Origin of the sequence: Saccharibacillus brassicae (assembly GCF_006542275.1) — a bacterium.
Classification (GTDB): domain Bacteria; phylum Bacillota; class Bacilli; order Paenibacillales; family Paenibacillaceae; genus Saccharibacillus; species Saccharibacillus brassicae.
Map to the genome: position 1 here is coordinate 2,385,252 of NZ_CP041217.1, position 24,381 is coordinate 2,409,632.

Here is a 24,381-nt window from a genome sequence, read left to right on the forward strand (position 1 = left end):
ATTTTTTCGACAAAAAAAACGCTTCGGACGTCCTATCCGGCGGCTTGGGCCGACGACAGGAGTTCCGAGCGTTTGTGGGCTTTCATACTTTAGAGACTTTAGAGACTTTCAGGCGTCAGGAGTCAGGTCAGGCCGCCTAGCAGTTTGCGGTACCGGGCAGCCAGCGGCGGCGACGGATCGACGCCCAGTTCGCGGCGCAGCGCCCGGGCGTAGTCTTCGTACTGCCGCACGAGTCCCGCCCGGTCATGCTGCATCGCCGAAGCTTCCAGCAGCAGCAGTCTGGGCGCTTCGTCCAGATCGCTGCGCCCGATCAGCTTGACCGCCAGGTCGGCGGCCGCCGAAGCTTCTCCCCGATCCAGCAGTTCTTCGCCCAGCCGGCGGCCGAGCGCGAGATACATCCGGTCCAGACGTTCCGCTTCCCCGGACGCCCAGACGAAATCGCGCTCGCCGAACAGCGGCCCGGCGTACAGTTCTTCAAGGGCCGCCGCCCGCGGCAGGTCGAAAGCGGCCGCAGGCGCAAGCGCTTCCCGGCAGCCGGCCTCGAACTCCAGCAGGTCGACCGAGTCCGAGGCTCCCGGTTCCAGCGCGTAGTGCAGATTGTCGGAAGTGAGCATGTCTTTGCGTCCGAAACCTTCGAGCAGTTTGCGCAGCTGGTAAGCGGTCGTGTTGAGGTACGTTTCGGCGTTTTTTTGCGGCATGCTGCCGAACAGGTCTTCGACGAGCCGCTCGCGGGAACAATGCCGGCCGCGGCGCAGCAGCAGGTACGCGAACAGCTCGGCGCTTTTGCGGGATTTCCATTTGGCGCGCACGTCGCCCGGCCCGAACAGCTCGATGCCGCCGAACACGCGCACCGTCAAGCCGTCCGCACCCGGCGGCGGGGGCTCGGCGGGGCTCGGCGGTTCGGCGAAAGTTCGTTCCGAAGCGGCGCGCAGCAGCGTCCGGTGCAGCTTCTCGCGCACGACGGGCTTGATCAGGTAATCGAACGCATACACGTCGAACGCGTCCAGCGCGTATTCCTTGTGCGAGGTGAGAAACACGAGCCGGATCTGCCGGCCTTCGGCGCGCAGGCGCGCGGCGAATTCCAGCCCGCTCTCCCGCGGCATGCTGATGTCCAGCAGGATCAGGTCCGCGTCCTGCGTTTGCAGGTAGGCATGGGCCGAAGCGGTATCGGAAAAAGCGCCCGCTACTTCAAAGCCGCCCAGCTTCGACAGCATGCGGGTCAAAACGAGGTGCATGGCGGGTTCGTCGTCGATCAAAATGACTTTCATGGCTCTCCCCCTTCCTGGTCTTCCGCGGGCGATACGGGCAGCGAGAAGTAAAACGTACTGCCGAGATCAAGCTGGCTGTCGAACCAGATGTCGCCGCCGTTCAACCGCAGGAAAGAGCGGCACAGCGACAGTCCCAGCCCGATGCCGCGTTCGCCCGCGGTGCCTGTCTCCGATACCGGATACGTCTCGCGCAGCAGGGCGGCGGCCCGTTCCGGCGGCATGCCCGAGCCCGTATCGCGGACGTACACGACGCAGCGGTCCGCTTCGAGGCGCGCGCCGACTTCGATCGTGCCGCCTTCTTCCGTGAACTTGATCGCGTTGGACAGCAGGTTGCGCAGGACCAGGTCCAGCATCTCCTTGTCCGCGTACACGAGCGTTCCGGCGCGGACCGAAGAACGCAGCGTCAGGCGCTTGCTCTCGCCGCGATGCCGCAGCCGGTCGAAATGCCGCTCCACCGTGCGCGGCAGATCCCGCTGCATCGGGTGGAAAGCCATGCCGCCGCCCTGGCTGCGCAGCCAGTCCAGCAGCCCTTCGATCAGCGCGAACGTTCCGCGGATCTGCCGCCCGATCTCGTCCGCGACCTCGCTCCGGCTCCCGCGGTCCTCGCTTTCTTCTTCCAGCAGTTCGGCGAGGTTGACCAGCACCGCCAGCGGATCGCGCAGGTCGTGCGCCACGACCTGGAACATTTTGTCCTTGAACGTGTTGAGCTGTTCCAGCTTCGCGGAATCGTCGAGGATTCTACGTTCGGCGCGCACTGCTTCGCCGATATCCGTCAGCAGCACCATGCTGCCGGCCGGCCGCTGAAGCCGGTCGCGAAGCGTCGAGAAGCGGACGTCGTAATGCCCGTCGCCGCCGTCCGCGGCCCGCTGCCGGAAATCGGCCGCTCCCGTCCGGACGATGCCGGACAAGGCCGGCATCGCGGCCAGTACCTCTTCCGGGGACAGCCCGATCTGGTGTCCCCCGAGCCCGGGCAGCATCTGCCGCGCGGACGGGTTGAAGCCGATCAGCCGGTCGTCGGGCCCGAACAGCAGCACGGCATCCGGCATCGACGCGAACACCCGGCGCAGCGCGAGCGGCGCGAGCCGGAGCAGGTTGAACTGGTAGATGCCCCACAGGTAGAAGATCCCGGCGACGACCAGCCCGAACGGGGAAAGATCGATCGACAGCGGCAAAAAGCCGACCACGTACACGAACGAAGGGATATAGGCGATAAGCGAACCGAAGATCATGAACACGATCGGTTTGCGGGTACCGGGCTTCGCCCGCAGCAGCATCTGCACGAGCAGCAGCATCCCGGCGACGATCAGCGCGTAATTGTACGCGATATGCAGCTTGTACAGCGGTCCTTTTTCCGTGGCGATCAGCGCCAGGCCGTCTACGTGGACCAGCGATACGGACGAATAGAACCAGCCGGTCCACGGATTCGTGTAGTGGGCGACGAACGTGAGCAGAGGCACGAGCAGCAGCGGCAGCACGATGCGGGCGCGCAGCCGGCCGACGGAGCCCGTATACTGCATGACCATCATGATCCACAGCGCAGTGCCGAACGCGATGCCGACGTACTCGACCCGCAGCCAGAACCGAATATCGTCCAGACGGTCGGCCAGCAGCTCGAATGCGTAGCCGAATGTATAGAAAGAGCTGGCCAGCATGCTGAGTCCGTAACTGACGGCGATCGGGAACTCCCTGCGCCGCCAGGACAAAGCGACCATCGCCAGCGAACAGCCGGTTGCCGCGATCAGCAGGGCAAACAAAAGCATTTCGTATTTCATGGCGCGCAGCTCCCGGACCCAATTTGAATTTGAAATTCGTCGTGGCTTCTATCATACGGCACGCCCGGCGAAATCACACGATATTTTCCGCCCCGAACGCAATCGCTGATATACTGGCTGTAACCGCCCGGCTAAACTTCCAAAGAAAGGATGCGTGGCTTCCATTTCGTCTATCGCGCACAAAAAAGTAACCTGGCTCGAACTGTTCTACGATCTGATCTACGTCGCGGCCATCTCGATCACCGCGCACGTGCTGTCCCATTCGCATCACGGCGCTATCGCGCCGGACCTTCTCCTGAAATACATACTGATCTTCGTGCCTCTGTGGTGGGCGTGGACCGGCTTCACCGTCTACGTCAACCGCTTCGGCCGGGACGATACCGTCCAGCGAATCGCCTATTTCCTTCAAATGGCGTTCGTAATCGTCATGGCGGCCAGCATCAACCCCGACTTCGACGCGTATTTCCTCGCGTTCATGCTCGGGTACGTCGGAATCCGGCTGTCCACCGCAGCGATGTACGTACGAACCTGGCTGGAAAAAGACGGCGAACCGCGGCGCATCGCCCGCTTTCTCGCCCTCGGCTTCACGGGCGGCGCCCTGGTCAGCTTCAGCTCCGTCTTCGTGCCGGGAGACGCCAAGTTCTTCGTTCTCTATCTCGGCATCTTCGCCGATATTGGGCTGCCGCTGCTGGCGCGCCGCCGCGTGCTCGGGCATCTGCCCGTCCATCATCCGCATCTGCTCGAACGCTACGGCCTCGCGACGATCATCCTGCTGGGCGAGCTGATTCTCGTCATCGTGAACGGGCTGCGGGAAGGACATGCCGGCGCGCCGCTGATCTTCCCGGCGCTGATCGGCTTCGGCATCGCCGCGTCGATCTGGTGGCATTATTTCGAATCGTCGGAACATATCGCCGGCGAAGAGCGGCAGAGCTCCGGCCAGTCGGTCATCTACGGACATCTGCTGACTTTCATGTCGCTCGGCCTCGTGGCGAACGTCGTCCACTACGGCTTCCACCACGAGCTGACCGTCCGCAATTTTGCCTGGCTGTCGCTGGCCGGCTTCGCGCTGTACGCCGCGTCGTCCGCGATCGTCTTCCTGCCGGGGCACAGCCCGGCCCATGTCCGGCGTTCGCTGCTGCGCACGGCCGCGTTCGTGCTGGTCGCGGCCGTCGCCCTGCCGCTGCTGCCTTCGACCGACGCCGTGTACGTCATGCTGCTGGCGTTGTTCGCCGCCTATGCGCTGGCGGAAGGCGTCGTCCGGCGGCGCAAATCCGCCGCCCGGGCCGCCTGATCGAAGAGGCGCGGCCTGACAGGCCGATTGCCGCCGGCGGCTCGCCGAACAGGCAAAAAGCTCCTTCCCGTATCGGGAAGGAGCTCAGGCTGTCGAGAAAGTCCTATACGTATGAGAAGCTTGTCGACTGCGGGAGAAATTCGTTCCGGTCGCGTGTTGAAATCAGGAAAAAGGATCAAATTTGAATGGGATTTTCCTGATTTCAAAGGCGAACGCTGGCGCTCCTACACTGAATTTCTCCCTCCGCCTCCTCACTTTGTTCAGAATCAGACTTTCTCGACACGTTGAGCTCCTTCCCGTATCGGGAAGGAGCCTTTTGCCGCGCCTATGCGGACCGCCGCGCCGATGCTTGCGGCTGCGCGCCGGCTTCTCCCGGCCTCCCGGCGAAGCCGTCCGGCCGCACTTTCGGCCGGGCCGGGCCGGCCGCGAGCCCCGGCGCCCTACAGCGGCAGCTTCACCGTCACGTCGTACGACTCGCCGGCCTGTACGCCGCGCACGATGCCTCCTTCGATCCGCTCGCCGCCGGCCGCGCCGCCGAGATACACTTCCGTCTCGCTCACGCCCGCTTCGCGCCGGATCGCGATCCGGAACTCCGCGCCCCGGAAAGTCCGGACCGCCGAAGCTTCGTTCCAGTCCGCCGGCAGCTGCGGCGCGATGCGCAGGCCGTCCGGCGTGCCCTGCACCCCGAACAATCCGTCGATGACGCAGCGGTAGACCCACGGCACCGTGCCCGTGTTGAACAGATGGCTCGACCGTCCCGCCGTGCGCGGGAACTGGCGGTAAGCGCCCCGGTAATAGTTCGGGATGAATACCGGCAGTTGGCCGCGCTGCTTGATGTCGGCCGGATCGGTGCCCGGCAGCATTTTGCGCAGCAGCCGGTAGGCGTTCTCTTTCTCGCCGACCGCGTACAGCGCGTAGATATAGAAAGCCGCCGCGTGGTTGTACACCGCCCCGTTCTCCGCCGAACCCGGATGCTTCTGCGTCACCCGGCCGACGTCTTCGCGCATCGCCGTATACGAAGGCGCCAGTTTCTCGACTCCGTAAGGACTTTCGAGCTGCTCTTCCACCGCGCGGATCAGCTTCTCCTTCTTCGCAGCGTCCGCCGCGCCGCTCAGCAGCGACCAGCCCTGCGGATTGATGAAGATGCGCCCTTCCTCGTCCGCGCTGATGCCGAACGGCACGCCGTCGTCGGTAATGCCGCGGGCATACCAGTCGCCGTCCCACAGATGGCGGTTGACCGCGCCGTTGATCTCTTCGGCCTGCTCCCGGTAGTTCGCCGCTTCTTCCGTTCGGCCGTACTGCTCGCACATGTCTGCCCAGATCCGGCAGGCGTACGCCGTCGCGATCGTCAGCCAGCCGGACACGCCGCGGCCTTTGTGGCCGACCATGTTCATCGGGTCGCACCAGTCGCCCTGATTGATATAGTTCAGTCCGCGTTCGTCGCGGTCGCCGATCAGCCATTGGACCGCCAGATCGATATGCTCGAACACGGTACCCGTCTTGTCTGCGCCGGCGTACGCCACTTCTTCGCCGAGCAGCGCGTAATCGTTCGTCTCGTCGAGATACGTGCTCAGGCAGACCGGCAGCCAGACGCAGTGGTCGGTGTGCGGCACCTGATTGATGTATTTCAATTCCGCGCCTTCGTACAGCACGATGCCGTCCGGCATCGAACCGTCCGGGCGCTGCTGGGACAACGCGGTGAGAAAAGCTTTTCTCGTCGTATCCGGATCGATATAACTCATGCCCATATGATCCTGCAGATAATTGCGCGTCTGCGGATCGGTCGACAGCCGGTTGGTCACGCCGTGGTAGTAGACCTGGCGCGGCAGCCACTGGTTGACGAAGTTGTCGAGCCCTTTGTCCGGCGTATCGATCGTCAGGCAGCCGCGGCCTTCGGCGACGTACGCCGCATAAGCCCTTGCCGCTGCGTCGAAACCGTCTTCGGTAGACGCCGCGCCGGACTCTTTTTCCGTGCCGAAGTACAGTTCCCGAATGTCCGCGATCTCGGCTTCGTCCTTGGCGGGCCCGAACACGAAGCGGTACTCCAGTTCTTCGCCCGCTTCCGGTTGAATCCGGTACTGCATAGCCGCGGTCGGCATCTCGTAGCGGGCGTCGCCGCACGCCAGCAGGCCGCTCTCAAGCGCCGACGGACGCATGATGCCGCCTTCGCCTTCGAACGCTTCCTGGCTCACTTCCCACGCGTCCGGTTTTTTTTCCGCGAGCAGGTACGTCTTGTCTTTCAGGTTCTTGATGGCCGGGTAATCCTGCACTTTCTGGTACGGCGTAATCGCAGAGCAGACGATGGCTCCAAGCTTCTCGTCGTAAACGCCGGACTGGTTCATCCACGACATGTAGCCGACGCTGAAATACGGATACAGGCTGATCTTGCGCTTGCGCGCGCCCGTATTTTTGACTTTGATCTTCCACAGCTCGGCCACGCCGTCCTTTGGAAGCGTCAGCGTCATCTCGATACGCAGGTTCCAGTGCTCGATCGTCCAGCGGATATCGTGCTTGCCCGCGGCGAACGTGTATTTCTCGGGCAGCTGGCGGGTCGGCTCGTACGGCGCAGAGAAAATGTAACCGCTCTCCTCATCTTTGATAAAAAGAAAACGGCCGGGATGATGCGCGTAATACGGCTGTTCCGGCTGCATAAACGTTTTGGCTTCCAGGTTCGGCGCATACGAATACTTGGCCGGCTCCGGCTGCATGAATTGGGACACCGCGTATCCGCGGCAGTTCATATGGATCATCATCTGGTTATTCCACAGAAATCCGGACGCTTTGGGCAGCTCGGTCGGACTTGTCAGTTCGTAATACTGCTGGTCTTCGGTCGGTCTGATCATGATCGTCGTACCCTCTTTTCGGAGAAATTTCGCCGGGTCGGCTGTTCTTCGCAAACGCTTTCGGAAAATAGCGGACCCGGGCGGCGGCAATCGTCCCGTCCATTATATCCCGGATCTGCGGCGGCGTGGGCGGATCGACGAAAAAAAGCAGGAAGAGGATATCGGGAATCCTCTCCCTGCTTGGCCAATGCGTGCCAATCACGTGCCGCAGAACGTCCGGTAGCCTGCGTGATCGTCGGGCGCAAGCTGCGCGTACGGCGCCTGCCGGGCGGAATGCGCGTGCGGATCGGCCAGCGCGGCGACCAGCCGGTGCAGCGGCTCGTAATCGCCTTCGCTTGAAGCGGCGGCCAGCGCTTCTTCCACGCGGTGGTTGCGCGGAATGATCGCCGGGTTGCTGCGCCGCATGAGCGCTTCCGCTTCTGCGCGGGATTCCGTCTGGCGCTGCAGCCGCTGCTGCCAGCGCTCGCGCCAGACGCGATATTCGCCGCTTGCCAGCAGGGCGTCCGCGCCGGGGAAATTCGCCGGGCGGCCTTCGCCGCTCTCCGCTTCGATACCGGCGTAGTCAAGTTCGGCGTTGCCCGCTTCGTCGTCGAACGCCGGCAAGCCGAACGTCAGGCCGACGAACGTGTTCGTATAGTCGGCCCGGAACGCTTTCATCAGATCGAGCAGATCGGCGATCAGCTTCTCGTCTTCGTCTTCGCGGCCGAACAGGCCGAGCTTGCCGCGCATGCCGTCGAACCAGGCATCCAGATACAGCCGTTCGAAGCGGCCGAGGATGCCCTGCGCGATCTCGACCGCGCGTTCGGTGTCTTCGCCCAGCAGCGGAATGAGCGTCTCGGCCAGCCGCGTCAGGTTCCACAGCGCGATCGGCGGCTGGTTGCCGTAGGCGTAGCGGCCGCCCGTGTCGATCGAGCTGAACACGGTCGCCGGGTCGTAGGCGTCGAGGAACGCGCACGGGCCGTAGTCGATCGACTCGCCGCTGATCGTCATGTTGTCGGTGTTCATGACGCCGTGAATGAAGCCGGCCAGCATCCACTGCGCGATCAGCGCGGCCTGGCGCTCCACGACGCCGCTCAGGAAGGCCGCATAGCGCTCGCCGTCCGCACCGGCGACCGGATCGCCGACCGGATTGGCTGCCTCGATCTCCGGGTAGTGGCGTTCGATTGCGTAGTCCGCAAGCGTCCGGACCGCGTCCGGTCCGCCCCACTGCGCCGCGTACTGGAACGTGCCGACGCGCAGATGGCTGGCCGCCGTGCGCGTCAGTACCGCGCCGGGCAGCTCCGTTTCGCGCCGGATCGGCTCGCCGGTCGCGGTGACGGCGAGGCTGCGCGTCGTCGGGATGTTCAGGGCGTGCATCGCTTCGCTGATGATGTATTCGCGCAGCATCGGGCCGAGCGCGGCGCGGCCGTCGCCTCCGCGCGAGAACGGCGTGCGCCCGGAGCCTTTGAGCTGGATGTCGACGCGGCGGCCGCCGGGCGTCAGCTGTTCGCCGAGCAGCACCGCGCGGCCGTCGCCCAGGCGGTTGAAGCCGCCGAACTGATGGCCCGCGTAAGCCTGCGCCAGCGGGTACGCCCCTTCCGGCAGCGTATTGCCGCCGAATACGGACGCGGCTTCTTCGCCGTGCAGCCACTCGGGATTCAATCCGAGTTCGGCGGCCAGGGCGTCGTTCAAGATTACGGCCTCCGGCTTGCGGACCGGCACGGGCGGCAGCGAACTGTAGAACGTCTCGGGCAGTTTGGCATAACTGTTATCAAAATTCCATCCGGCGGTCGGGTTGGCGGAAAGATCGGTCATGGAAAAGGCCTCCTTGTTGAAAATACTCTACTTCTCTTACAGTATAGAAGTATGACGCTCATTTCCAGTTTGGACCGTGCAGGCGTACCTGTTATGATTCTTCTTCCGCTGTCGGCATCCTCGGCGCCATACCGGAAGCGGGTTCGCTTTATGACTTGTCCATGTCCTGCAGCGCAACTACACGGCTGCTTCGGTACGCGAATCGGCCTTCTCGCTGCGCGCTTTGCGCGATACGTGGCAGACCAGCCGCATCAGACTGCGATGCGCTGCCGGGAAAAGGGCGAAGAATACGTCCATCGTGCGCCGCAGCGGCATCGGGCAGACAAGCGGCTGATTTCGCTCCAGGCCGCGAATCGCAATCTGAGCGAACCGTTCGGGGCTCATCATCTTCTGCTTGTTCATTTGAGCCTGCACTTTTCCAAGGTCCATGTTGATGCCTTCACTGCTTGCAAAGATCGGCGTATCCACAAAAGAAGGACATAAGGCGCTCACTTTGACTCCAAACGCCTCCGCCTCGTAATGCAGCGAGGTCGTCAGACCCAGTACGGCATGCTTGGTTGTCGCATAAGCGGCGGCTGTTGGCGCCGGTCCCATGGCCGTGGCGGACGAAGTATTGGCGATATGGCCGAAGCCCTGCTTTTTCATAATCGGATACGCGGCCTGCACGCCGTTGATCACCCCCCAGAGATTGACATCGACAATACGCCGCCAATGCGCCTGCGTCATATCATACAGCTCTCCGTACAGCGAAATGCCCGCGTTGTTGAATATATAATCAAGACGGCCGTACTCCTCGTACACGCTGCGCACCGCATTCTCAACCTGCCCCGCATCCGTGACATCGAGCCGAAGGAACCTTGCCGTGCCGCCTGCCTTCGTGACCTCTTCCACCACTTTCCGCCCGCCCGCTTCGTCAATATCCGCAATAAAAACATCTACTCCGCGTTCCGTCAATTCACGTGCGATCGCCTGTCCAATGCCTGAAGCGGCTCCCGTAACGATTGCGACCCGACGCTGCGACGCTGCCTGATTTCTTCCTGTTTTTGTTCCCATAACCCTCACTCCTTTAGATTAGAATAATTAGTACAATCGTTCTAATCTTAATAAAGGAACCGTCACTTGTGCCGGATTCCTCCCAGGAAAATATCGACTCCCTGTTGGAACAGCCGTTCGAGAACCTCCGGTTCCATCGAGAAGATCAGCGGACAGAGCGCCCCGATCCAAGTGCCGAACAGGAAAGTCGCGCTAGGCAGGTCGTCGATTCCGAATTCCCCATCTTCGATACCCTTCCGCAAAATGCTTCCGTACACACCCAGCGGCGTCTCAGCCAACCTCTGCAGCTGCTGCAGCGTCTCCGGATCGGTGTTCGGGCTGCCCGCCAGCTCTTGTCCGACGAGAAGCAGCGGCGTTTTGTAATTGTTCATCGCGAAACGGGCCACCGCATACAGTTTCTCCGTCGCGGTCGGGTAATTGGGCTCGATGGCCGCCCATTTCTCTCCCCATGCCCGCATCGTGTCTTTCGCAAGCGCGACGAACAACTTCTCTTTATTCTCAAAATGATAATAAATATGCCCTTTGCTAAATCCGGATTCCCGTGAGATGTCCGCTATCGATGTCGCCGCAAATCCTTTCTGCGCAAAAAGTTTGCCTGCTTTCTCCGCAATGATCCGCCGGGTCTCTCCGCTGTCGTAATGCCGTTTGTTCATACCGATTCCCCTTTAGAACGATTGTACTATTTTCAGAATAGCCGGATCACGGCAGATTCGCAATAGCTGCTTCTGCCGCAATCCTTTTGCAGTGCCGGTTCTTTTCGTTTCGGTCATCTCCGCCTATTCCGAAGCTTCGAATATTTTGTAAAAATACAGCGTCGTGCCGATCTCCGGGTTGAACGCCTGCTTGAGCGTGTCGACGCCGCCGAGAATCAGGCCGTGCTTCAGGTAAAAGCGGCAGGCCGCCAGATTGTCGTCCTGCGCTTCGAGCGACAGCCCGTGCAGCTCCTGCTCGCGCGCCCAGCGTTCCGCCTGCTCAAGCAGCAGGGCGGCCATGCCGCTTCCGCGGTGCGAGCCGCGAACGGCGATGTTCTCGACGTACGCGTAGCCCGTCCAATCCTGCACCAACCGGACCTGGCCGATGCAGCGGTCGCCGCGGAACGCGAGGAAGATCGCTTTGCGGTCGCTGCCGACATAGCTCTCCCAGTCCAGGCGGTCGTCGGGAAAGCTAAGAAACGATGGGCGCTCGAACCGCTCTTCCGTATAGGTCCATATGCCGCCTTCGAAGCTCGGCACGAGGCGGCCGAAGATCGGGAACGCTTCGTTCATGTCGTTGACGTACGGGATATGTTCGGCTTCGAACGGGACGATGCGGATTTCGGTTTGGTTTTGTTGTCCGGGTTGGCTCTGTTGTTTGGATGCGTCTTGGATCGGTTCCATTTGTTCCTCTTTTCTGCGGGTGTGAGTCGTCTGTCTTTTATTATAAAGAGTATAAAGCAAAAAAGCCTTTCCGGCCTCGTCCGCGTTATCGAAAAATTTGATTTAAATTTGATCTAAATCGAATTGTTTATTGGGTGGGCATGAGATAAGCTTGCGGAAGCTACCAAGAAGTAACAGGTATCCATTACTTGAAGAGATGGGGAAACAGAATGAAAAACATGAAAAAAGCAATTTTCGCTTCGGCTTTCGCGGCCGTGGCAGCGGTCTCGATCGTGGCTCCGGCTTCCGCGACGACCGTGAACGGCACGGGCGGAATGACTTCGGTCAATATGCAAAATATCCAGTCGATGGATATCGAAACGGCTCTCATGATGGTACAGTCGGAGCGTTCGCGCCTGCTGGAACAGCAGCTTCAGGCGCAGCTCACTGCCGTTCAAGACCGCAACGCGCAGATCGCGCTGCTGAACTCGCAGTTGGCTTCGGCCAAACAGAGCGGAGACGCGGAGACGGCTGCGGCTCGCCAAGCGCAGATCGACGCGGCCAGCAATTCCCAGCAGATGGACATGCTTCGCCTGCAGTCGATGAGCAACAAGCGCAACGAAGCGTTCGACGTAATGACGAACTTCGTCAAGAAGATGCAGGACTCGAGATCTTCGATCATCGGGAACATGAGATAAGATCTCTTTCTTCGGAGCGTGCTTTTCAAAAAGCTTGCTTGCCCAAGCGAAAGTCCGGACATGTAGGGTCCGGATTTTCGCTTTTTGGCGTGTTCGGAATGTTCGTTTCCGGCCCCGGCGGAGGACAGCCCGCGCTATACGCCTATAACCCCATACGCCAAACAGCCCGATTCTCCACTTGGAGAACCGGGCTGCCCGACAATCAGGCTCCCGCTAACCGGGAACCTTCCCGTAGGATCATTTACGCAAAACGGATACTGCTGACGGAGACTTTGCCGTTCAGCATGACGCAGACGTCCTGACGGCCGCTTACGTCCGCGAGGCTGATCGTCACGTCGTTCCACTGCTGCACGCCGCCCGCTTCGACGGAAGCGGTGCCGGCCAGTTGGCCTTCCGGTCCGCCGAGGCGGACGTCGAGCGTGCCGCCTTCCGCGCTTGCGGCGCGGACCGTCACGGAAGCCGCGCCGGAGCCGAATTCGGCATCGTTGAACGAGATCCAGCCTTCGCTGCCGGTCACTTCGATCGCGCTGCCGCCTTCGTGGCATTCGCCGAGAATGACGCCCGCGTAGGCGTCGTAATTGACGGCGCGGGTGAGCTGCGTCAGATCGCGCGGCGGAATGGTCTCGCCGGACACTTCAAGCGCCGCGCTGACCGGCAGTTCGCCCGAAGACGGGCCGGCCGACAGCGTGTAGGCGCCGTTCTCGATCACGAAGCGATCGCGGGTAACGTCCCATACGGCCAGTTCCGACAGCGGAATGTCGAAAGAGACTTCGGTCGTCTCGCCCGCGGCCAGCTTGATGCGGCGGAACGCGAGCAGCTGCTTGAGCGGACGCTTCACGCGGGATTGATCCACGCGGCCGTAGACCTGTACGACTTCTTCGCCGTCCAGCTCGCCCGCATTGGCCACTGTGACCGTCAGCGAAATCGTCGCTTCGGCGGAACCTTCGAGGCTCGGGCTGCCGAGCGTCAGGCCGTCGTAGCGGAACGTCGTGTACGAGAGGCCGTAGCCGAACGGATACAGCGCGTCGCCTTCGAAGTAGCGGTAGGTACGATTGCCCTGGATGATATCGTAATCCATAAATTCCGGCAGCTGGTCGACCGATTTGTACCAGGTCATGCTCAGGCGGCCGGCCGGATTTTCTTCGCCGAACAGCACGTCCGCGATCGCGCGGCCCACTTCCTGGCCGGCATGCGTCGAATAGAGCACGGCCGGCACGTTGTCGTTCACCCAGTTCAGGGCGTACGGATAGCTGCCGACCACGACGACGACCGTGTTCGGATTGACGGACATGACTTCCTTAATCAGCTGCTCCTGCGACTGCGGCAGCGTGATGTCCGGACGGTCGACCGTCTCTTTGCCGTTGATCAGCGGATGGTTGCCGACGAAGACGACGGCGACTTCCGCATTGTGGGCCGCGATGCGGGCCGCTTCGAACTTGTCCGTGACGGTCTCCACATCGAAAGTATCCGCCTGCAGCGCTTCGGCCGCGGAATTGTCGAGCGCGGACGTACCGCCCGCGTCGATCTCGTTCGACGTTTCTTCGGCCCGGCCGTCGCCCGACAGCAGTTCGCCGCTGTCGCCTACCGTGACCGGCGTGTCTTTCCACGTCGAGAACGTGATCGAAGCCGCATCCTGCGACGCTGCGCCGTTCTCGGGACGAACGAGGAACACTTCCTTCGTGAACCATTCCCAGATGCGGTTCGCCGAAGCTTTGACGATCCGGTCGTCGGTCGTCACGTACAGGCCGTTCTCTTCGGCGATCAGCGTCGCGTTGTCCCAGCCCCAATCGGTCAGCTCGAATACGGACGCTTCGTCCGCGGATTCGGCCGATGCCGCAAGCGGCGCTTCTTCCGCAGTTTGCAGCTTGACGTATTTGCCGTTCTTTTTCGACTTCAGCTTGATGCGGTCCGTTCCCCCGGCAAACTGTACCTGTCCGCCCTGCCCCGCGCCGTCCAGCTTCTGCCGGATGCCTTCGAGCGGCGTGATCGCGTACGGCAGTTCGCCGCTGTACCAGTCGCGGTAGACGGTGCCGCCGAGCGGTCCGATGACAGCGACTTTACTGAGCTTGTCCGCCTGCAGCGGCAGCGTTTTGTTGTCGTTTTTGAGCAGCACGATCGCTTTGCGCGCCGCGGTGCGGGCCAGTTCTTCATGCTTCTTGTTCATGATGACGGATTCGTCGATCGCCGCGTACGGATTGCCTTCTTCCGGATCGAATTCGCCCAGACGGAACCGCACGCGGAACGTGTTGCGCAGCGCGACGTCGAGATCGGCTTCCGTAATCTGTCCGTCTTTGAGCGCTTCGCGCAGCGAACTCTTCATCAATTCGCCGTCGTCGGTGAGGCTGTCGATGCCGCCTTCCTTGACGGAGCGGGCCACCGCTTCCGTATGCGACTCCAGGTAGCCGTGGTCGCGCACCGTGCCGGACACGTCGAACGCGTCGCTGACGACGAAGCCGTCCATGCCCCATTCTTCCTTGACGATCCCGTTTACGTCCGGGTTCAGGTTGGCCGGCACGCCGTTGACGGCGTTGTACGACGTCATCATCGACTGCGCGCCGCCTTCCTTGAACGGAATCTCGAACGCTTTGAGGTAATATTCGCGCATGTTGCGCGGATCGATGCTGACCGAAGCGTCGCCGCGGCCCACTTCGTTATTGTTGCCGATAAAATGCTTCAGCGTCGCAACCGCTTTCAGATACTTGGGATGGTCGCCCTGAATGCCTTTGACGAGGGCGGACGAGAGCTTGCCGGCCAGAACCGGGTCTTCGCCGTACGCTTCTTCGGTCCGTCCCCAGCGCGGATCGCGCTCCATGTCGACGGTCGGCGCCCACAGCGTCAAGCCGTTGATTTCGGGATCTCTTTTGTAAAAGCCGCGGGCTTCGTCGCCGATCGCGCTGCCAATCTCCCGGAGCAGTTCTTCGTCCCAGATGCTCGACAGGCCGATCGGCTGCGGATAACCGGTCGCTTCGCCAAGCCAGGCCATGCCGTGGGCGGCTTCCGTGCCATGCTTGTAAGGTTTGACGCCAAGCCGTTCGACGGCGGTCTGGTATTGGATCATCAGGTCGACTTTCTCGTCTTGCGTGAAGCGGGAGACGAGGTCGTTTACGCGCTCCTCAAGCGGAAGCGATGTATTCTGAAACGGATAGTTGGTTTCGGCAGACATGGTGATCCTCCTTATTAATGCGCTTTCTTCTCTATATTTTATGATAGACCGGGGCTTCGGCACTACCGGGATAATTGGAGGCGTTTTCATGCGAGATTCGGGGATCGCGGCTTTTCGTGTGGAATCGTGCATACATTCCGCTTCCGAATTCATTCCGGGCCGGCGTGTTCTTTTTTATACTGGAAAAAAAGATCGACCCCCATCCCACACCCAAGCAGGAGGACCCCCATGTCTATCAACCTTGATCGAGGCCCCGACTCTCTTACGGACCGCACCCTGCCCGGCGACGCGCAGCGGACACCGGCGGAACCCGGCATTTTGCAAGGCTCCCTTGTCTCGCTCGTCCCGATCGAAGAACACCACCGCGAAGGTCTGTACCGGGTGCTGCAAAGGCCCGAAATCTGGCAAGACACCTGGCTGAACGTTCCTTCCGGCGCCGGGCTGGAACGAAGCTTCGACGACATGCTCGCCCGGCGCGCCGATCGGAGCCGTCTCCCGTTCGTCATCGAAGATCGCCGGACCGGCGCCGTCCTCGGCACGACGAGCATCGGCGACATCGACGCTTTCCACCGCAACGCCGAGATCGGCTGGACGTTCCTGTCCCCGGACTACTGGCGCACCGGCGTCAACACGGAGTGCAAATATTTGCTGCTGCAATACGGCTTCGAACGCATGGACACGATCCGCATCCAGCTCTCCGTCAGCAGCCTCAACCTGCGTTCGCAGCAGGCCGTCGAGCGGATCGGCGCCGTCCGCGAAGGCGTCTTCCGCCGCCACCGCATCGAACCCGGCGGCCCGGTCCACGACAATATTTTCTACAGCATCCTCGATACGGAATGGCCGTCCGTGCGCCAGCGTCTGCTCGGCCTGATGGCGAAAAAGTACGAGTAGGGCGAGTTTTGGGCGGGGCGATGGGCAAGGCGATGGGCGGGGCCGCATTCCAACACATCGGTCCCCGGCACCCTAACGAATCCTGATCACGCTATTCGGCTGTTTTCGCGGGTTTTCCAAAACTAACGAATCGTCAGAACGCTATAGGGCCAAAAAAGCCGGTTCGGCGCTAAAATCGGCGGCATAACGACAGGACGATTCGTTGGATTTGCTGCGGCAGTTAAAACGTCGTTTTAGCGTGCTGACGATTCGTTGGGCTCGTCGCCGCGCCTTTTTCCCAACGATTCCGCCTTCGATTTTAATTTCGCTTCCGCCTCCGCCTCCCCAAAAACACAACAAAAAGAAGGCCGCTTTTTAACAAAGCCGCCTTCTTTTTTTCGAAGCAGAGGCTTGAAGCCCGGCGAATTACGCGTTTTCCAACTGCCGCACTTCAAGCCCTTCCGGAAAAGCCAGTGCCCGCACATCCCCGATCAGCCCGTCGATCTCCGCTTCCGTCGTGCCCCAGCTCGTGCAGAAGCGCACGGCGGTGTGTCCGGCGTCGACTTTGGCCCAGGTCGAAAACGTATGCTGCTTCCGCAGTCCGTTCAGCAGCGCGTCCGGCAGGATCGGGAACTGTTGGTTGGTCGGCGAAGCATGCAGGAACCCGAAGCCCATGCCGCCCAGCGCGTCTCTCAGCTTGACGGCAAGAGTGACCGCACTGCGCGAAATGTCGAAATACAGCCCGTCCTCGAACAGCGTCTCGAACTGGATGCCGAGCAGGCGCCCTTTGGCCAGCAGGCCGCCGCGCTGCTTGATCAGATAGCGGAAATCGCGCTTGAGCGCTTCGTTCGAGATCACGACGGCTTCGCCCATCAGCGCGCCGAGCTTGGTGCCGCCGATGTAGAACACGTCGGTGAGCCGCGCCAGGTCGGCCAGCGTCACGTCGCTGCCTTCGGCGGCCAGCGCGTAACCGAGCCGTGCGCCGTCGACGAACAGCGGCAGGCCGTATTCGCGGCAGACCTGACTGAGCGCTTCGAGTTCCGCAAGGCTGTAGACGGTTCCGTTCTCCGTCGACTGCGAAATATAGACCATGCCCGGCTGCACCGTATGCTGGCGCGCGTCGTCGGTCCAATGGTCGAGGCAGGCTTGGCGCACCTGCTGCGCGGTAATCTTGCCGTCTTGATGCGGCAGCGTCAGCACTTTGTGCCCGGTCGATTCGATCGCGCCGGTCTCGTGCCCCGCGATATGCCCCGTGTCCGCGGACAGCACGCCCTGATGCGGACGCAGCAGCGCGGCGATCACGGTCGTGTTCGTCTGCGTGCCGCCGACGAGGAAATGGACGTCCGCCTGCTCCGACCGGCACTCCCGGCGGATCAGCGCGCGGGCGCAGTCGCAGTATTCGTCGGTGCCGTAGCCGCTCGTCTGGTCCAGATTGGTCTCAAGCAGGCGCTGCAGGATGCGTGGGTGGGCGCCTTGGGTATAATCGCTCTCAAATCGGGTCATGGGTCATCTCTCCGTTTTCTGTATGGATATAAGCCGATGCCTCCATCATACTCTCTCCGGCGAGAAATTTGTATATTTATGCGTTAAATTTTATCGAACTTGTTTGCCTGGTGCGGACGAATTGATCACCAACCTGAATGCCCAGAGCACTACCTCCGCGAAAAAGAGAACAGACAGCATCCATGCTCCGCCAACCAATATCCACTCACGAAGGACACTAAGCCCATGCTGTGCATTTTCCGGGAACAAGCGTCCGCCCTGCTGCGTGAAGAAGTAGAACATCCCGAGCGTAAACAGTCTGGACCACTGCGCCGGGGCATACACGCCGATCCCTTCGGCCCAGCCGTATTGGCGGACGCGCAGCACGCCGCGCACGATCTCCGCGCTTTCCACGAGCAGCAGAAGCAGCAGGGCAAAGATCCAGATGCCCAGCAGCACGCCGTCCGGAAACACGGACGATTTTAGCGCTGCGGCGCCTGTAATGGCGACGGCTCCGTACAGGATGCAGTTCGTCTCCGGCCAATCGTCGGCCAGCGTCCAGTCTTTGCGCGCGTAACGCAGCACGAGCAGCGCCGCCGCGGCCAGATAGAACAGGATGCCGAGCAGCACGAGCACCCGGTAGACCATGTACTCTTTGGCGCCGAACAGCTCGTGCAGCATGAGCGAGACCGACTGGATCGCGACGGCCGTCAGCAAAATAACGCCGTGCAGCTTCAGGTTCCGCCACTGCCCGGCGATCTCGCCCGCCGCCAGCGAAGCGGCGAACAGGTAGAAGATCAGCAGGCCGGCGTTCAGGATGCCGAGCGGCACGAGCACCGGATGCAGCTCGGGGAAGTTGACATGGGCCGCCGTCAGCGCCGACGACGTGCCCGCGACCCACGTGCCGATCGCGAAGCGTCCGACGGGCTCGTCCCAATGGCGGCTCCGGAAGCTGCGGTCGCGCACGCTGCCCAGATAAGCGGCCAGCAGGCCCAGCCAGAGCAGCAGCGTCAGCCCGGCGGCAATCTGCGCTCCGATCGAGCCTTTGCCGGCAAAATGGATCACGACCCCCTGCGTGAAAATGGCGCACGCCATCACGCTTGCGGCGGACGCGGTCGGAATTTCGGGCATGCGGACCGTCCAGGCCAATACGCAGGCCAGCAGCAGTCCGATCCCGAAAAGGATGATCAGCATACACATTCTCCTTTCGCGCTTCGGCTTCCCGACAGCGGGCGTTCTCTGTAAATAGAAGGACCGGATCGCGGTTTTTGAAACAGGTTGCGGCTTGAGGCGGGATTGCGGCAAAACAGCGGCATTGCAAAAAGCGGCGCCCCTTCGCTCGAAGGACGCCGCTCTGTTTGCCGCTCGCTTGCTGATCGACGCAGCCGTTCGGACTACGTGAGTCGTGTATGGCCGATTCCGGCTAGTGTCAGATTGGATTTATAGAGAAAAGCCCAACTTTCTACTTGGAAAGTCGGGCTTTTCGACTAATTTTGTATGTATTAGGTTTTATTTTTATTATATAATAAAAATAAAACACAATTTTATAAGCACTCTTTAAAGAATATTCTGATGACAACGATCCGTTGGAAAGGAGAGATTTCGATGTATAACACTAAATCGATTGTTACGTGGATTGCCGCTCTTGCTTTATGTTTGGGAGAGGGAATGTATGTTGCACAAGCCGGCGTCCAGGAAGAAGAGAGCCAAAGATATATAGCCGTTTCTGAATTCAAAGGGTATACCGCTTTTACGGATGAATTCAACACGGAAAGTAAACACGGCAAATATTTAGATATCACGGTAGAAAACACTTCTGATACTCCCGTTTTTATAAGCGTGGATGCGAATGCTGCACCTTTTATCGAGAATTATAAATTAACCGGAAAAAGCAAAAAAACGATACATATAGAAGATCTTATTCATAACGGATTAAGCTCTGATTTTTCAATTTATATTTATAACAAAAACGGAAAACAATATGCTCTTAACGTAACAGCTTTACAATTCCAAGACCGCAATTAACGTTGTTCCTACGATCGGATTCCCAAACCTATCCCCACGCAGAAAAAGCCTTGACTTAAGTCAAGGCTTTTCCTGCGTCCGCCCCCTACAATGAAGACAAGACCAAGCATCCAAAAGGAGAGAAATCCATGGAAAACACGACTCATCCCCACACCCCTGCGCAGCGGGGCGCGGCATTGACAGCGGGCGTATCGCTGCTGCTGATGGCCGCAATCGCCGGGCTCGGCTACGGCTGGATTCACGGCATGCTTGTCGTACAGGACGACGCTGCCGCCACTGCGGCCAATCTGCGCTCCGCATCGGGTTGGTTCAGGGCGGAAATATTCGGCTGGCTGCTCATTCTGATCTGCGACGCGGCGGCCGCCTGGGCGCTGTACGTGTTCTTCGAACCGGTCCATCGCGGCGGGTCGCTGCTCGGCGCCTGGCTCCGCCTGACCTACACCGCGCTGCTCGGCACCGCGATCGCGGCTCTCGTCGCCGCTCTGCTGCTGGCCGGCCAAGCCGGCCCGCTCCCGGGTGCTGCCGGCTCGAACGCCGCCCTCGTCAAGCTGGCGCTGGACGCGTTCGACCTGATCTGGTCGATCGGACTGGTCGTGTTCGGCCTGCATCTGCTGACGCTCGGCCTGCTGGCGCTGCGCGCCGCGTCGATGCCGCGCTGGATCGGCTTCCTGCTGCTGCTCGCGTCGTTCGGCTACATCGTCGTCCATTCGCTGCGCATCCTGCTGCCCGAAGGAACCGAAGCGCTGGGACTGCTCGAAGCGATCCTCGCCGTCCCGATGGCGGCAGGCGAACTGGGGCTTGCTCTCTGGCTGCTGGCACGCGGCGGCAAAGAAACAGCTCCCCGGACGGTTACGCGTCCTGAAGCCGTTTCTTGATCCGGCTCAGCGACTCGGGCGTCATGCCCAAATAGCTGGCCAGCTGATGCTGCGGTACGCGGCCCGGCAGGTCCGGGCGGCTGCGCAGCATGTCGCGGTAGCGTTCTTCCGGCGAAGAAGCGGCAAACGCGGCGAATTCCCGCTGGACTTTGCCCAGATGCTCTTCCATCATGCGCCGGGCCATCGATTCCAGCTGCCCGTGCCGGCCGAACATCGCCTGCTCTTCCGCAAAATCCCCGACGACCACGACGCAATCTTCCACGCACGCCACGAAGCAGTCCGACCCTTCGGCCGGCGCATACCGGCTGAAGCCGGCAACGGCCTGTTCTTCCGTATAGAAATTGGACGTATGCTCCCGGCCCTGCTCGTCGATCGCGTACTGCCTGAGGCAGCCCTGCAGCACGAAATAGCATTTGCCCGACACTTCGCCCTGCTCCAGCAGCAGCGTACTCCGGGCATATTTGCGGATATTCAGCTCGTCCAGAATGTCTTGGCGTTCCCGCTCGCCGAGCGAAGTGAGCCGGGTCAGGTACCGGTCGAGAATAGGCTGCATCGCTTTCCGCTCCCTTCGCCTACGATTCTTTGACCTGTATACGCTGTGGATGCGTTCATAGATGGGGCCGCAGATTGTCCCATACGACTTTGTAGCCGTTCGCGTACATGTGGATGCCGTCCATCGTGTATGCGGCCCGCAGATTGCCCGCGTCGTCCGCAAGCCCGTCGTTCAGGTCGAGATGTTCGATGCCGAGCCGGCGCGACAGGGCGGCGACCGCTTCGTTCGCTTCGCGGATCGCCCGGTTGCTGCGGCGCGAGAACAGATCCGCCGCGGCCGCCCGGTCCACACCGGCAAAAACGTCGTCCGCGTTGACCGGATAATACGCCAGCGTCACGATCCGGCAGTCCGGCAGACACTCCCGCACCCGCCGCAAAATCTCTTCGTAGCGGGCAATCAGCCCCGGCAGCTCGTAATCCGGTTCGCCGATGTCATTGGTGCCGATATTGATCAACAGCCGCGACGGCGCAAGATCCAGCACGCATTCGTCCAGGGCAGCCAGCAGCTCGCGCGTCACGAAGCCGGCCACGCCGCGATTGCAGCAGACAAACGACGGCCCGAACGCCTGCTGCAGCTCGTGGATCGGGAAAAACTCCATCAGGGACGAGCCGGCAAACACCGTCTGTCCCCGGGCGGCATAGCCGTTGAGGATGCGGTACGCGTGCACTTTGGCTCTTTTGTCCGGTGGCAGTTCGGGTTCGTCAAGGTGACGGTCGGGATTGGCGGTCATGCTTCATTCCTCCTTCAATAGGGAAAGTCCGAATCGCGCGAATCGATCCGGTGAAGGTCCGCTCGGACCTCTTCTTGTCCACTTATCTTAGCGAAAAAAAGGGCAAATCGCCCTGTCCGCCGCAACCTTTTCCGAAAACGCTTCGTCTGGGTAGGCAAGAAGCGGAATCCGACGATTCCCGTATCCGAACAGTTCCTTTAGGAGGTTATATCGATGAAAAAGAAATTCGCGGCCTCGCTCATGTCCGTCTCCCTGCTGACCGCTTCGCTCGGCGGCTCGCTGCTTGCGGCACCTCCGGCGTTCAAAGATCTGGGCAGCGTGGCCGGACAGCAAAAGATCGAAGCGCTCCAGCAAAAAGGTATCGTCAAAGGTGTCGGCGCGCAGTCTTTCGCTCCGGGCGCGGCGTTGACGCAGGCCCAGGCGCTGCAGTTCATCTCGAACGGCCTCGGCTTGTCTGCGCTTGAGACGCCGGAGGCCGATCCGTCCAAGACCGCTCACGACCTGTTCCCCGCCGTCAAGAACGACGCGTGGTACGCCGATGCCTTCCTCGATGCCGCCAACAGCGGCGTGAGCATCCCCGGCGCGGTCGATCCGTCTGCCAAAATCACGCGCGAAGACTACGTGGACTACCTGATGGATGCGCTCAAGACGGCCGGCAATCTGCCGATGATCAACATCCTCGTTCCGGAGATCGCCGATCAGGATCTATTCGACATCGACAAGCTCGGCTCCACGCAGCTCGCTATCGCGCTTGAGATCGCGGAGCTGGATGCGGACAAAAAGTTCGATCCGCAGGCGGAGATCACGCGCGCCGAAGCGGCCGTTCTCCTCTACAACGCGGTCGATTATTTCAACGGGCTGAAGCTGCCCGCGACTATTCTGCCGATCGAAGAATAAGAGACGCTTGGCAGCGATTTTCCCGCATGACCGACAGGAACGACCAGGCTTAATCAGGTCTGGTCAGGCACAATCCGGTACGATGCAAAAACAGCCCGGGCGATCCCCCCACCCTTGCCCGGGTTGTTTTTTGTGCGTTCCGTTCATATGTTCTACAATGAAGTCGAAGATCCCGATTACGGAGAAAGGCGGAACCCCGATCATGAAAACTTACCGTTCGTCCGCCGCGCTCGGCGAATTTATCCGCTCCCGGCGGCAGCGGCTGAAGCCGGAAGACTGCGGCATCGACCCGCTGCCGGGCCGGCGGCGCACACCCGGCCTGCGCCGGGAAGAAGTCGCCTATCTGGCCAATATGAGCGTCACGTATTACACGTGGCTGGAGCAGGGCAAAGACCTGAATCCGTCGCCCGATATCCTGCTCGGCATCGGACGGGCGCTGCAGCTCGGCGATTCCGAGCGCAGCTACCTGCTGTCGCTCGCGGAGACCGATCTTGCGGACGAGCCGCTCTCCGCGGCCCCAATCGACCTGCCGCTGCTGCGGTCGCTCACCGGGCAGATGCGCTACCCCAGCTTCATCACCGACGACGACACGAACGTGCTGGCCTGGAACCGGGCCGCCGAGCTGACGCTCGCGGACTTCGGCCGCATGCCCGAGCGGGACCGGCATATGATGCAGCTGGCTTTTCTCGACGCGGATTACCGGCAGCGGCTCGTCAACTGGGAAGAGTTCGGGCGCTACACTGCCTCGTGGCTGCGCACCCTATTCGAGCGTGCCAAGCACAGCCCGGTCTACATGGAGCGGTTCGAGCACCTGAACCGCGAAAGCGAACACTTCCGCCGCTGCTGGGACCTGTACGAGATCAAGCAGAATCACGCTTTCGCCGCCGTGCTCCGCCTGCCAGACGGCCCGGAGATGCACTTCGATATCCGCTCCGCCGGCTGCGTCGACCATAACCCGAGCCTGATCTGGACGATTCTCGTGCCCCGGGCCGGCAGCGGGACGGAAGAACACCTGACTCGGCTGCTGGCCGAAGAGGCGGCGGGCGAGCGGGAAGGGTGAAGGCGGGTTGGAACTCGCTTGGATCCGATTCGGTCTTCAGTGATCGCCGTAATGCGTACGAAAAGCATAAAATTCGATCGAAGTCTCGTTCAGCCGATACACCAGCCGATTCGTATCGTCGATTCGGCGGCTCCAGTATCCCGACAGATCGCCTCGCAGCGGTTCCGGCTTTCCGATGCCTTCGTATCCGCCGCGTTCAATGTCTTGGATTAATTGATTGATTCGCTTCAGCGTTTTGCGATCCTGCGTTTGCCAGTAGACGTAATCTTCCCAAGCATAACTCGAGAAAATCAAATTACGCATGATTTGAATGTTCCAGATCCTGCATCGTCTTCTGCACGCCCTGACCGCGCTCGATTTGTTGGATCGATTCCTGCAATCTTTTTAAATTCGCAGGATTATAAAAAGGATCGACCTGCGTCGTGACCTCGAACGGAATGCCTCCCTGACGGATCGCTTGACGAATAAACAGGTTCACCGCGGTCGTCATATTCAATCCAAGTTCCGCAAAAAGGTGCTCCGCTTCTTTTTTCACTTCTTCGTCGATTCGAATATTGATGTTGGTTTGGGTCATTTGATACGCCTCCTTGACGTTTGCTTGGCTTCATTATAATGCAAAAACGTATGATTTTAAAACAAAAATGCGCACCCT

At 60.9% G+C, this 24,381-nt stretch carries 21 protein-coding genes; 7 read left to right on the forward strand and 14 right to left on the reverse strand.

The genetic code is table 11. The annotated features are described in order from the left end of the window. Positions 1–122: 122 nt before the first annotated feature. The gene (locus FFV09_RS09930) at positions 123–1,268 is read right to left on the reverse strand and encodes a response regulator (protein WP_141447687.1); all 1,146 of its coding nucleotides are present in this window, start codon (positions 1,266–1,268) and stop codon (positions 123–125) included. Then, a complete protein-coding gene (locus FFV09_RS09935; protein ID WP_141447688.1) occupies positions 1,265–3,040 on the reverse strand; it encodes a sensor histidine kinase in 1,776 nt (591 codons plus the stop codon). The genes FFV09_RS09930 and FFV09_RS09935 overlap by 4 nt, the downstream gene beginning before the upstream one ends. A gap of 154 nt (positions 3,041–3,194) precedes the next feature. Between FFV09_RS09935 and FFV09_RS09940 the strand changes: the two genes are divergently transcribed. Then, positions 3,195–4,331 carry a low temperature requirement protein A gene (locus tag FFV09_RS09940; protein ID WP_141447689.1) on the forward strand — a complete coding sequence of 379 codons (1,137 nt, stop codon included), beginning with the start codon at positions 3,195–3,197 and terminating at the stop codon, positions 4,329–4,331. Between the two features lie 440 nt (positions 4,332–4,771). Here FFV09_RS09940 and FFV09_RS09945 read toward each other — a convergent pair whose 3' ends face one another. The 5 genes from FFV09_RS09945 to FFV09_RS09965 all read right to left on the reverse strand — a co-directional run bounded on the left by FFV09_RS09945 (position 4,772) and on the right by FFV09_RS09965 (position 11,397). Continuing rightward, entirely contained in the window at positions 4,772–7,174 is a 2,403-nt protein-coding gene (locus FFV09_RS09945; RefSeq protein WP_141447690.1) for a GH36-type glycosyl hydrolase domain-containing protein, read from the reverse strand. A gap of 198 nt (positions 7,175–7,372) precedes the next feature. Further along, positions 7,373–8,968: a protein adenylyltransferase SelO gene (locus tag FFV09_RS09950; RefSeq protein WP_141447691.1), complete on the reverse strand. Its 1,596-nt coding sequence runs from the start codon at positions 8,966–8,968 to the stop codon at positions 7,373–7,375. A gap of 177 nt (positions 8,969–9,145) precedes the next feature. Continuing rightward, a complete protein-coding gene (locus FFV09_RS09955; RefSeq protein ID WP_141447692.1) occupies positions 9,146–10,021 on the reverse strand; it encodes an SDR family NAD(P)-dependent oxidoreductase in 876 nt (291 codons plus the stop codon). A 62-nt stretch (positions 10,022–10,083) separates the two neighbouring features. Further along, positions 10,084–10,674, reverse strand: a complete 591-nt coding sequence (locus FFV09_RS09960; protein WP_141447693.1) for a TetR/AcrR family transcriptional regulator — start codon at positions 10,672–10,674, stop codon at positions 10,084–10,086. Between the two features lie 123 nt (positions 10,675–10,797). Further along, the gene (locus FFV09_RS09965; RefSeq protein ID WP_141447694.1) at positions 10,798–11,397 is read right to left on the reverse strand and encodes a GNAT family N-acetyltransferase; all 600 of its coding nucleotides are present in this window, start codon (positions 11,395–11,397) and stop codon (positions 10,798–10,800) included. A gap of 218 nt (positions 11,398–11,615) precedes the next feature. Here FFV09_RS09965 and FFV09_RS09970 point away from each other — a divergent pair, with 218 nt between their 5' ends. Further along, on the forward strand, positions 11,616–12,074 hold the full coding sequence (locus FFV09_RS09970; RefSeq protein WP_141447695.1) for a hypothetical protein: 459 nt from the start codon (positions 11,616–11,618) through the stop codon (positions 12,072–12,074). A 241-nt stretch (positions 12,075–12,315) separates the two neighbouring features. On the opposite strand, the gene FFV09_RS09975 is transcribed toward FFV09_RS09970, so the two are convergent. Beyond that, positions 12,316–15,237, reverse strand: a complete 2,922-nt coding sequence (locus FFV09_RS09975; RefSeq protein WP_141447696.1) for a glycoside hydrolase family 3 C-terminal domain-containing protein — start codon at positions 15,235–15,237, stop codon at positions 12,316–12,318. A gap of 228 nt (positions 15,238–15,465) precedes the next feature. On the opposite strand from FFV09_RS09975, the gene FFV09_RS09980 reads away from it, so the two are divergent. Continuing rightward, positions 15,466–16,128, forward strand: coding sequence for a GNAT family N-acetyltransferase (locus tag FFV09_RS09980; protein WP_141447697.1), 663 nt, complete (start codon positions 15,466–15,468; stop codon positions 16,126–16,128). Between the two features lie 405 nt (positions 16,129–16,533). Here FFV09_RS09980 and FFV09_RS09985 read toward each other — a convergent pair whose 3' ends face one another. Continuing rightward, the gene (locus tag FFV09_RS09985; protein ID WP_141447698.1) at positions 16,534–17,610 is read right to left on the reverse strand and encodes a threonine aldolase family protein; all 1,077 of its coding nucleotides are present in this window, start codon (positions 17,608–17,610) and stop codon (positions 16,534–16,536) included. A gap of 90 nt (positions 17,611–17,700) precedes the next feature. Further along, positions 17,701–18,783, reverse strand: coding sequence for a hypothetical protein (locus FFV09_RS09990; RefSeq protein ID WP_141447699.1), 1,083 nt, complete (start codon positions 18,781–18,783; stop codon positions 17,701–17,703). 411 nt (positions 18,784–19,194) lie between these two features. Here FFV09_RS09990 and FFV09_RS09995 point away from each other — a divergent pair, with 411 nt between their 5' ends. Together FFV09_RS09995 and FFV09_RS10000 are read left to right on the forward strand one after the other, a co-directional pair. Further along, the gene (locus FFV09_RS09995; RefSeq protein ID WP_141447700.1) at positions 19,195–19,614 is read left to right on the forward strand and encodes a hypothetical protein; all 420 of its coding nucleotides are present in this window, start codon (positions 19,195–19,197) and stop codon (positions 19,612–19,614) included. Between the two features lie 128 nt (positions 19,615–19,742). Beyond that, positions 19,743–20,489, forward strand: coding sequence for a DUF4386 domain-containing protein (locus FFV09_RS10000; protein ID WP_141447701.1), 747 nt, complete (start codon positions 19,743–19,745; stop codon positions 20,487–20,489). Here the strand turns inward: FFV09_RS10000 and FFV09_RS10005 are convergent. Next, on the reverse strand, positions 20,464–21,042 hold the full coding sequence (locus tag FFV09_RS10005) for a Crp/Fnr family transcriptional regulator (protein WP_141447702.1): 579 nt from the start codon (positions 21,040–21,042) through the stop codon (positions 20,464–20,466). The genes FFV09_RS10000 and FFV09_RS10005 overlap by 26 nt on opposite strands. A 55-nt stretch (positions 21,043–21,097) precedes the next feature. Next, positions 21,098–21,772 carry a GDSL-type esterase/lipase family protein gene (locus tag FFV09_RS10010; RefSeq protein ID WP_141447703.1) on the reverse strand — a complete coding sequence of 225 codons (675 nt, stop codon included), beginning with the start codon at positions 21,770–21,772 and terminating at the stop codon, positions 21,098–21,100. Between the two features lie 213 nt (positions 21,773–21,985). Here FFV09_RS10010 and FFV09_RS10015 point away from each other — a divergent pair, with 213 nt between their 5' ends. Then, entirely contained in the window at positions 21,986–22,669 is a 684-nt protein-coding gene (locus FFV09_RS10015) for an S-layer homology domain-containing protein (protein WP_141447704.1), read from the forward strand. Positions 22,670–22,871: 202 nt separating this feature from the next. Then, positions 22,872–23,729 carry a helix-turn-helix transcriptional regulator gene (locus FFV09_RS10020; RefSeq protein ID WP_141447705.1) on the forward strand — a complete coding sequence of 286 codons (858 nt, stop codon included), beginning with the start codon at positions 22,872–22,874 and terminating at the stop codon, positions 23,727–23,729. A 36-nt stretch (positions 23,730–23,765) separates the two neighbouring features. Here the strand turns inward: FFV09_RS10020 and FFV09_RS10025 are convergent, their stop codons facing one another. Then, a complete protein-coding gene (locus tag FFV09_RS10025) occupies positions 23,766–24,032 on the reverse strand; it encodes a Txe/YoeB family addiction module toxin (protein ID WP_141447706.1) in 267 nt (88 codons plus the stop codon). Next, entirely contained in the window at positions 24,025–24,303 is a 279-nt protein-coding gene (locus FFV09_RS10030) for a type II toxin-antitoxin system RelB/DinJ family antitoxin (RefSeq protein ID WP_141447707.1), read from the reverse strand. The genes FFV09_RS10025 and FFV09_RS10030 overlap by 8 nt, the downstream gene beginning before the upstream one ends. Positions 24,304–24,381: the final 78 nt, after the last annotated feature.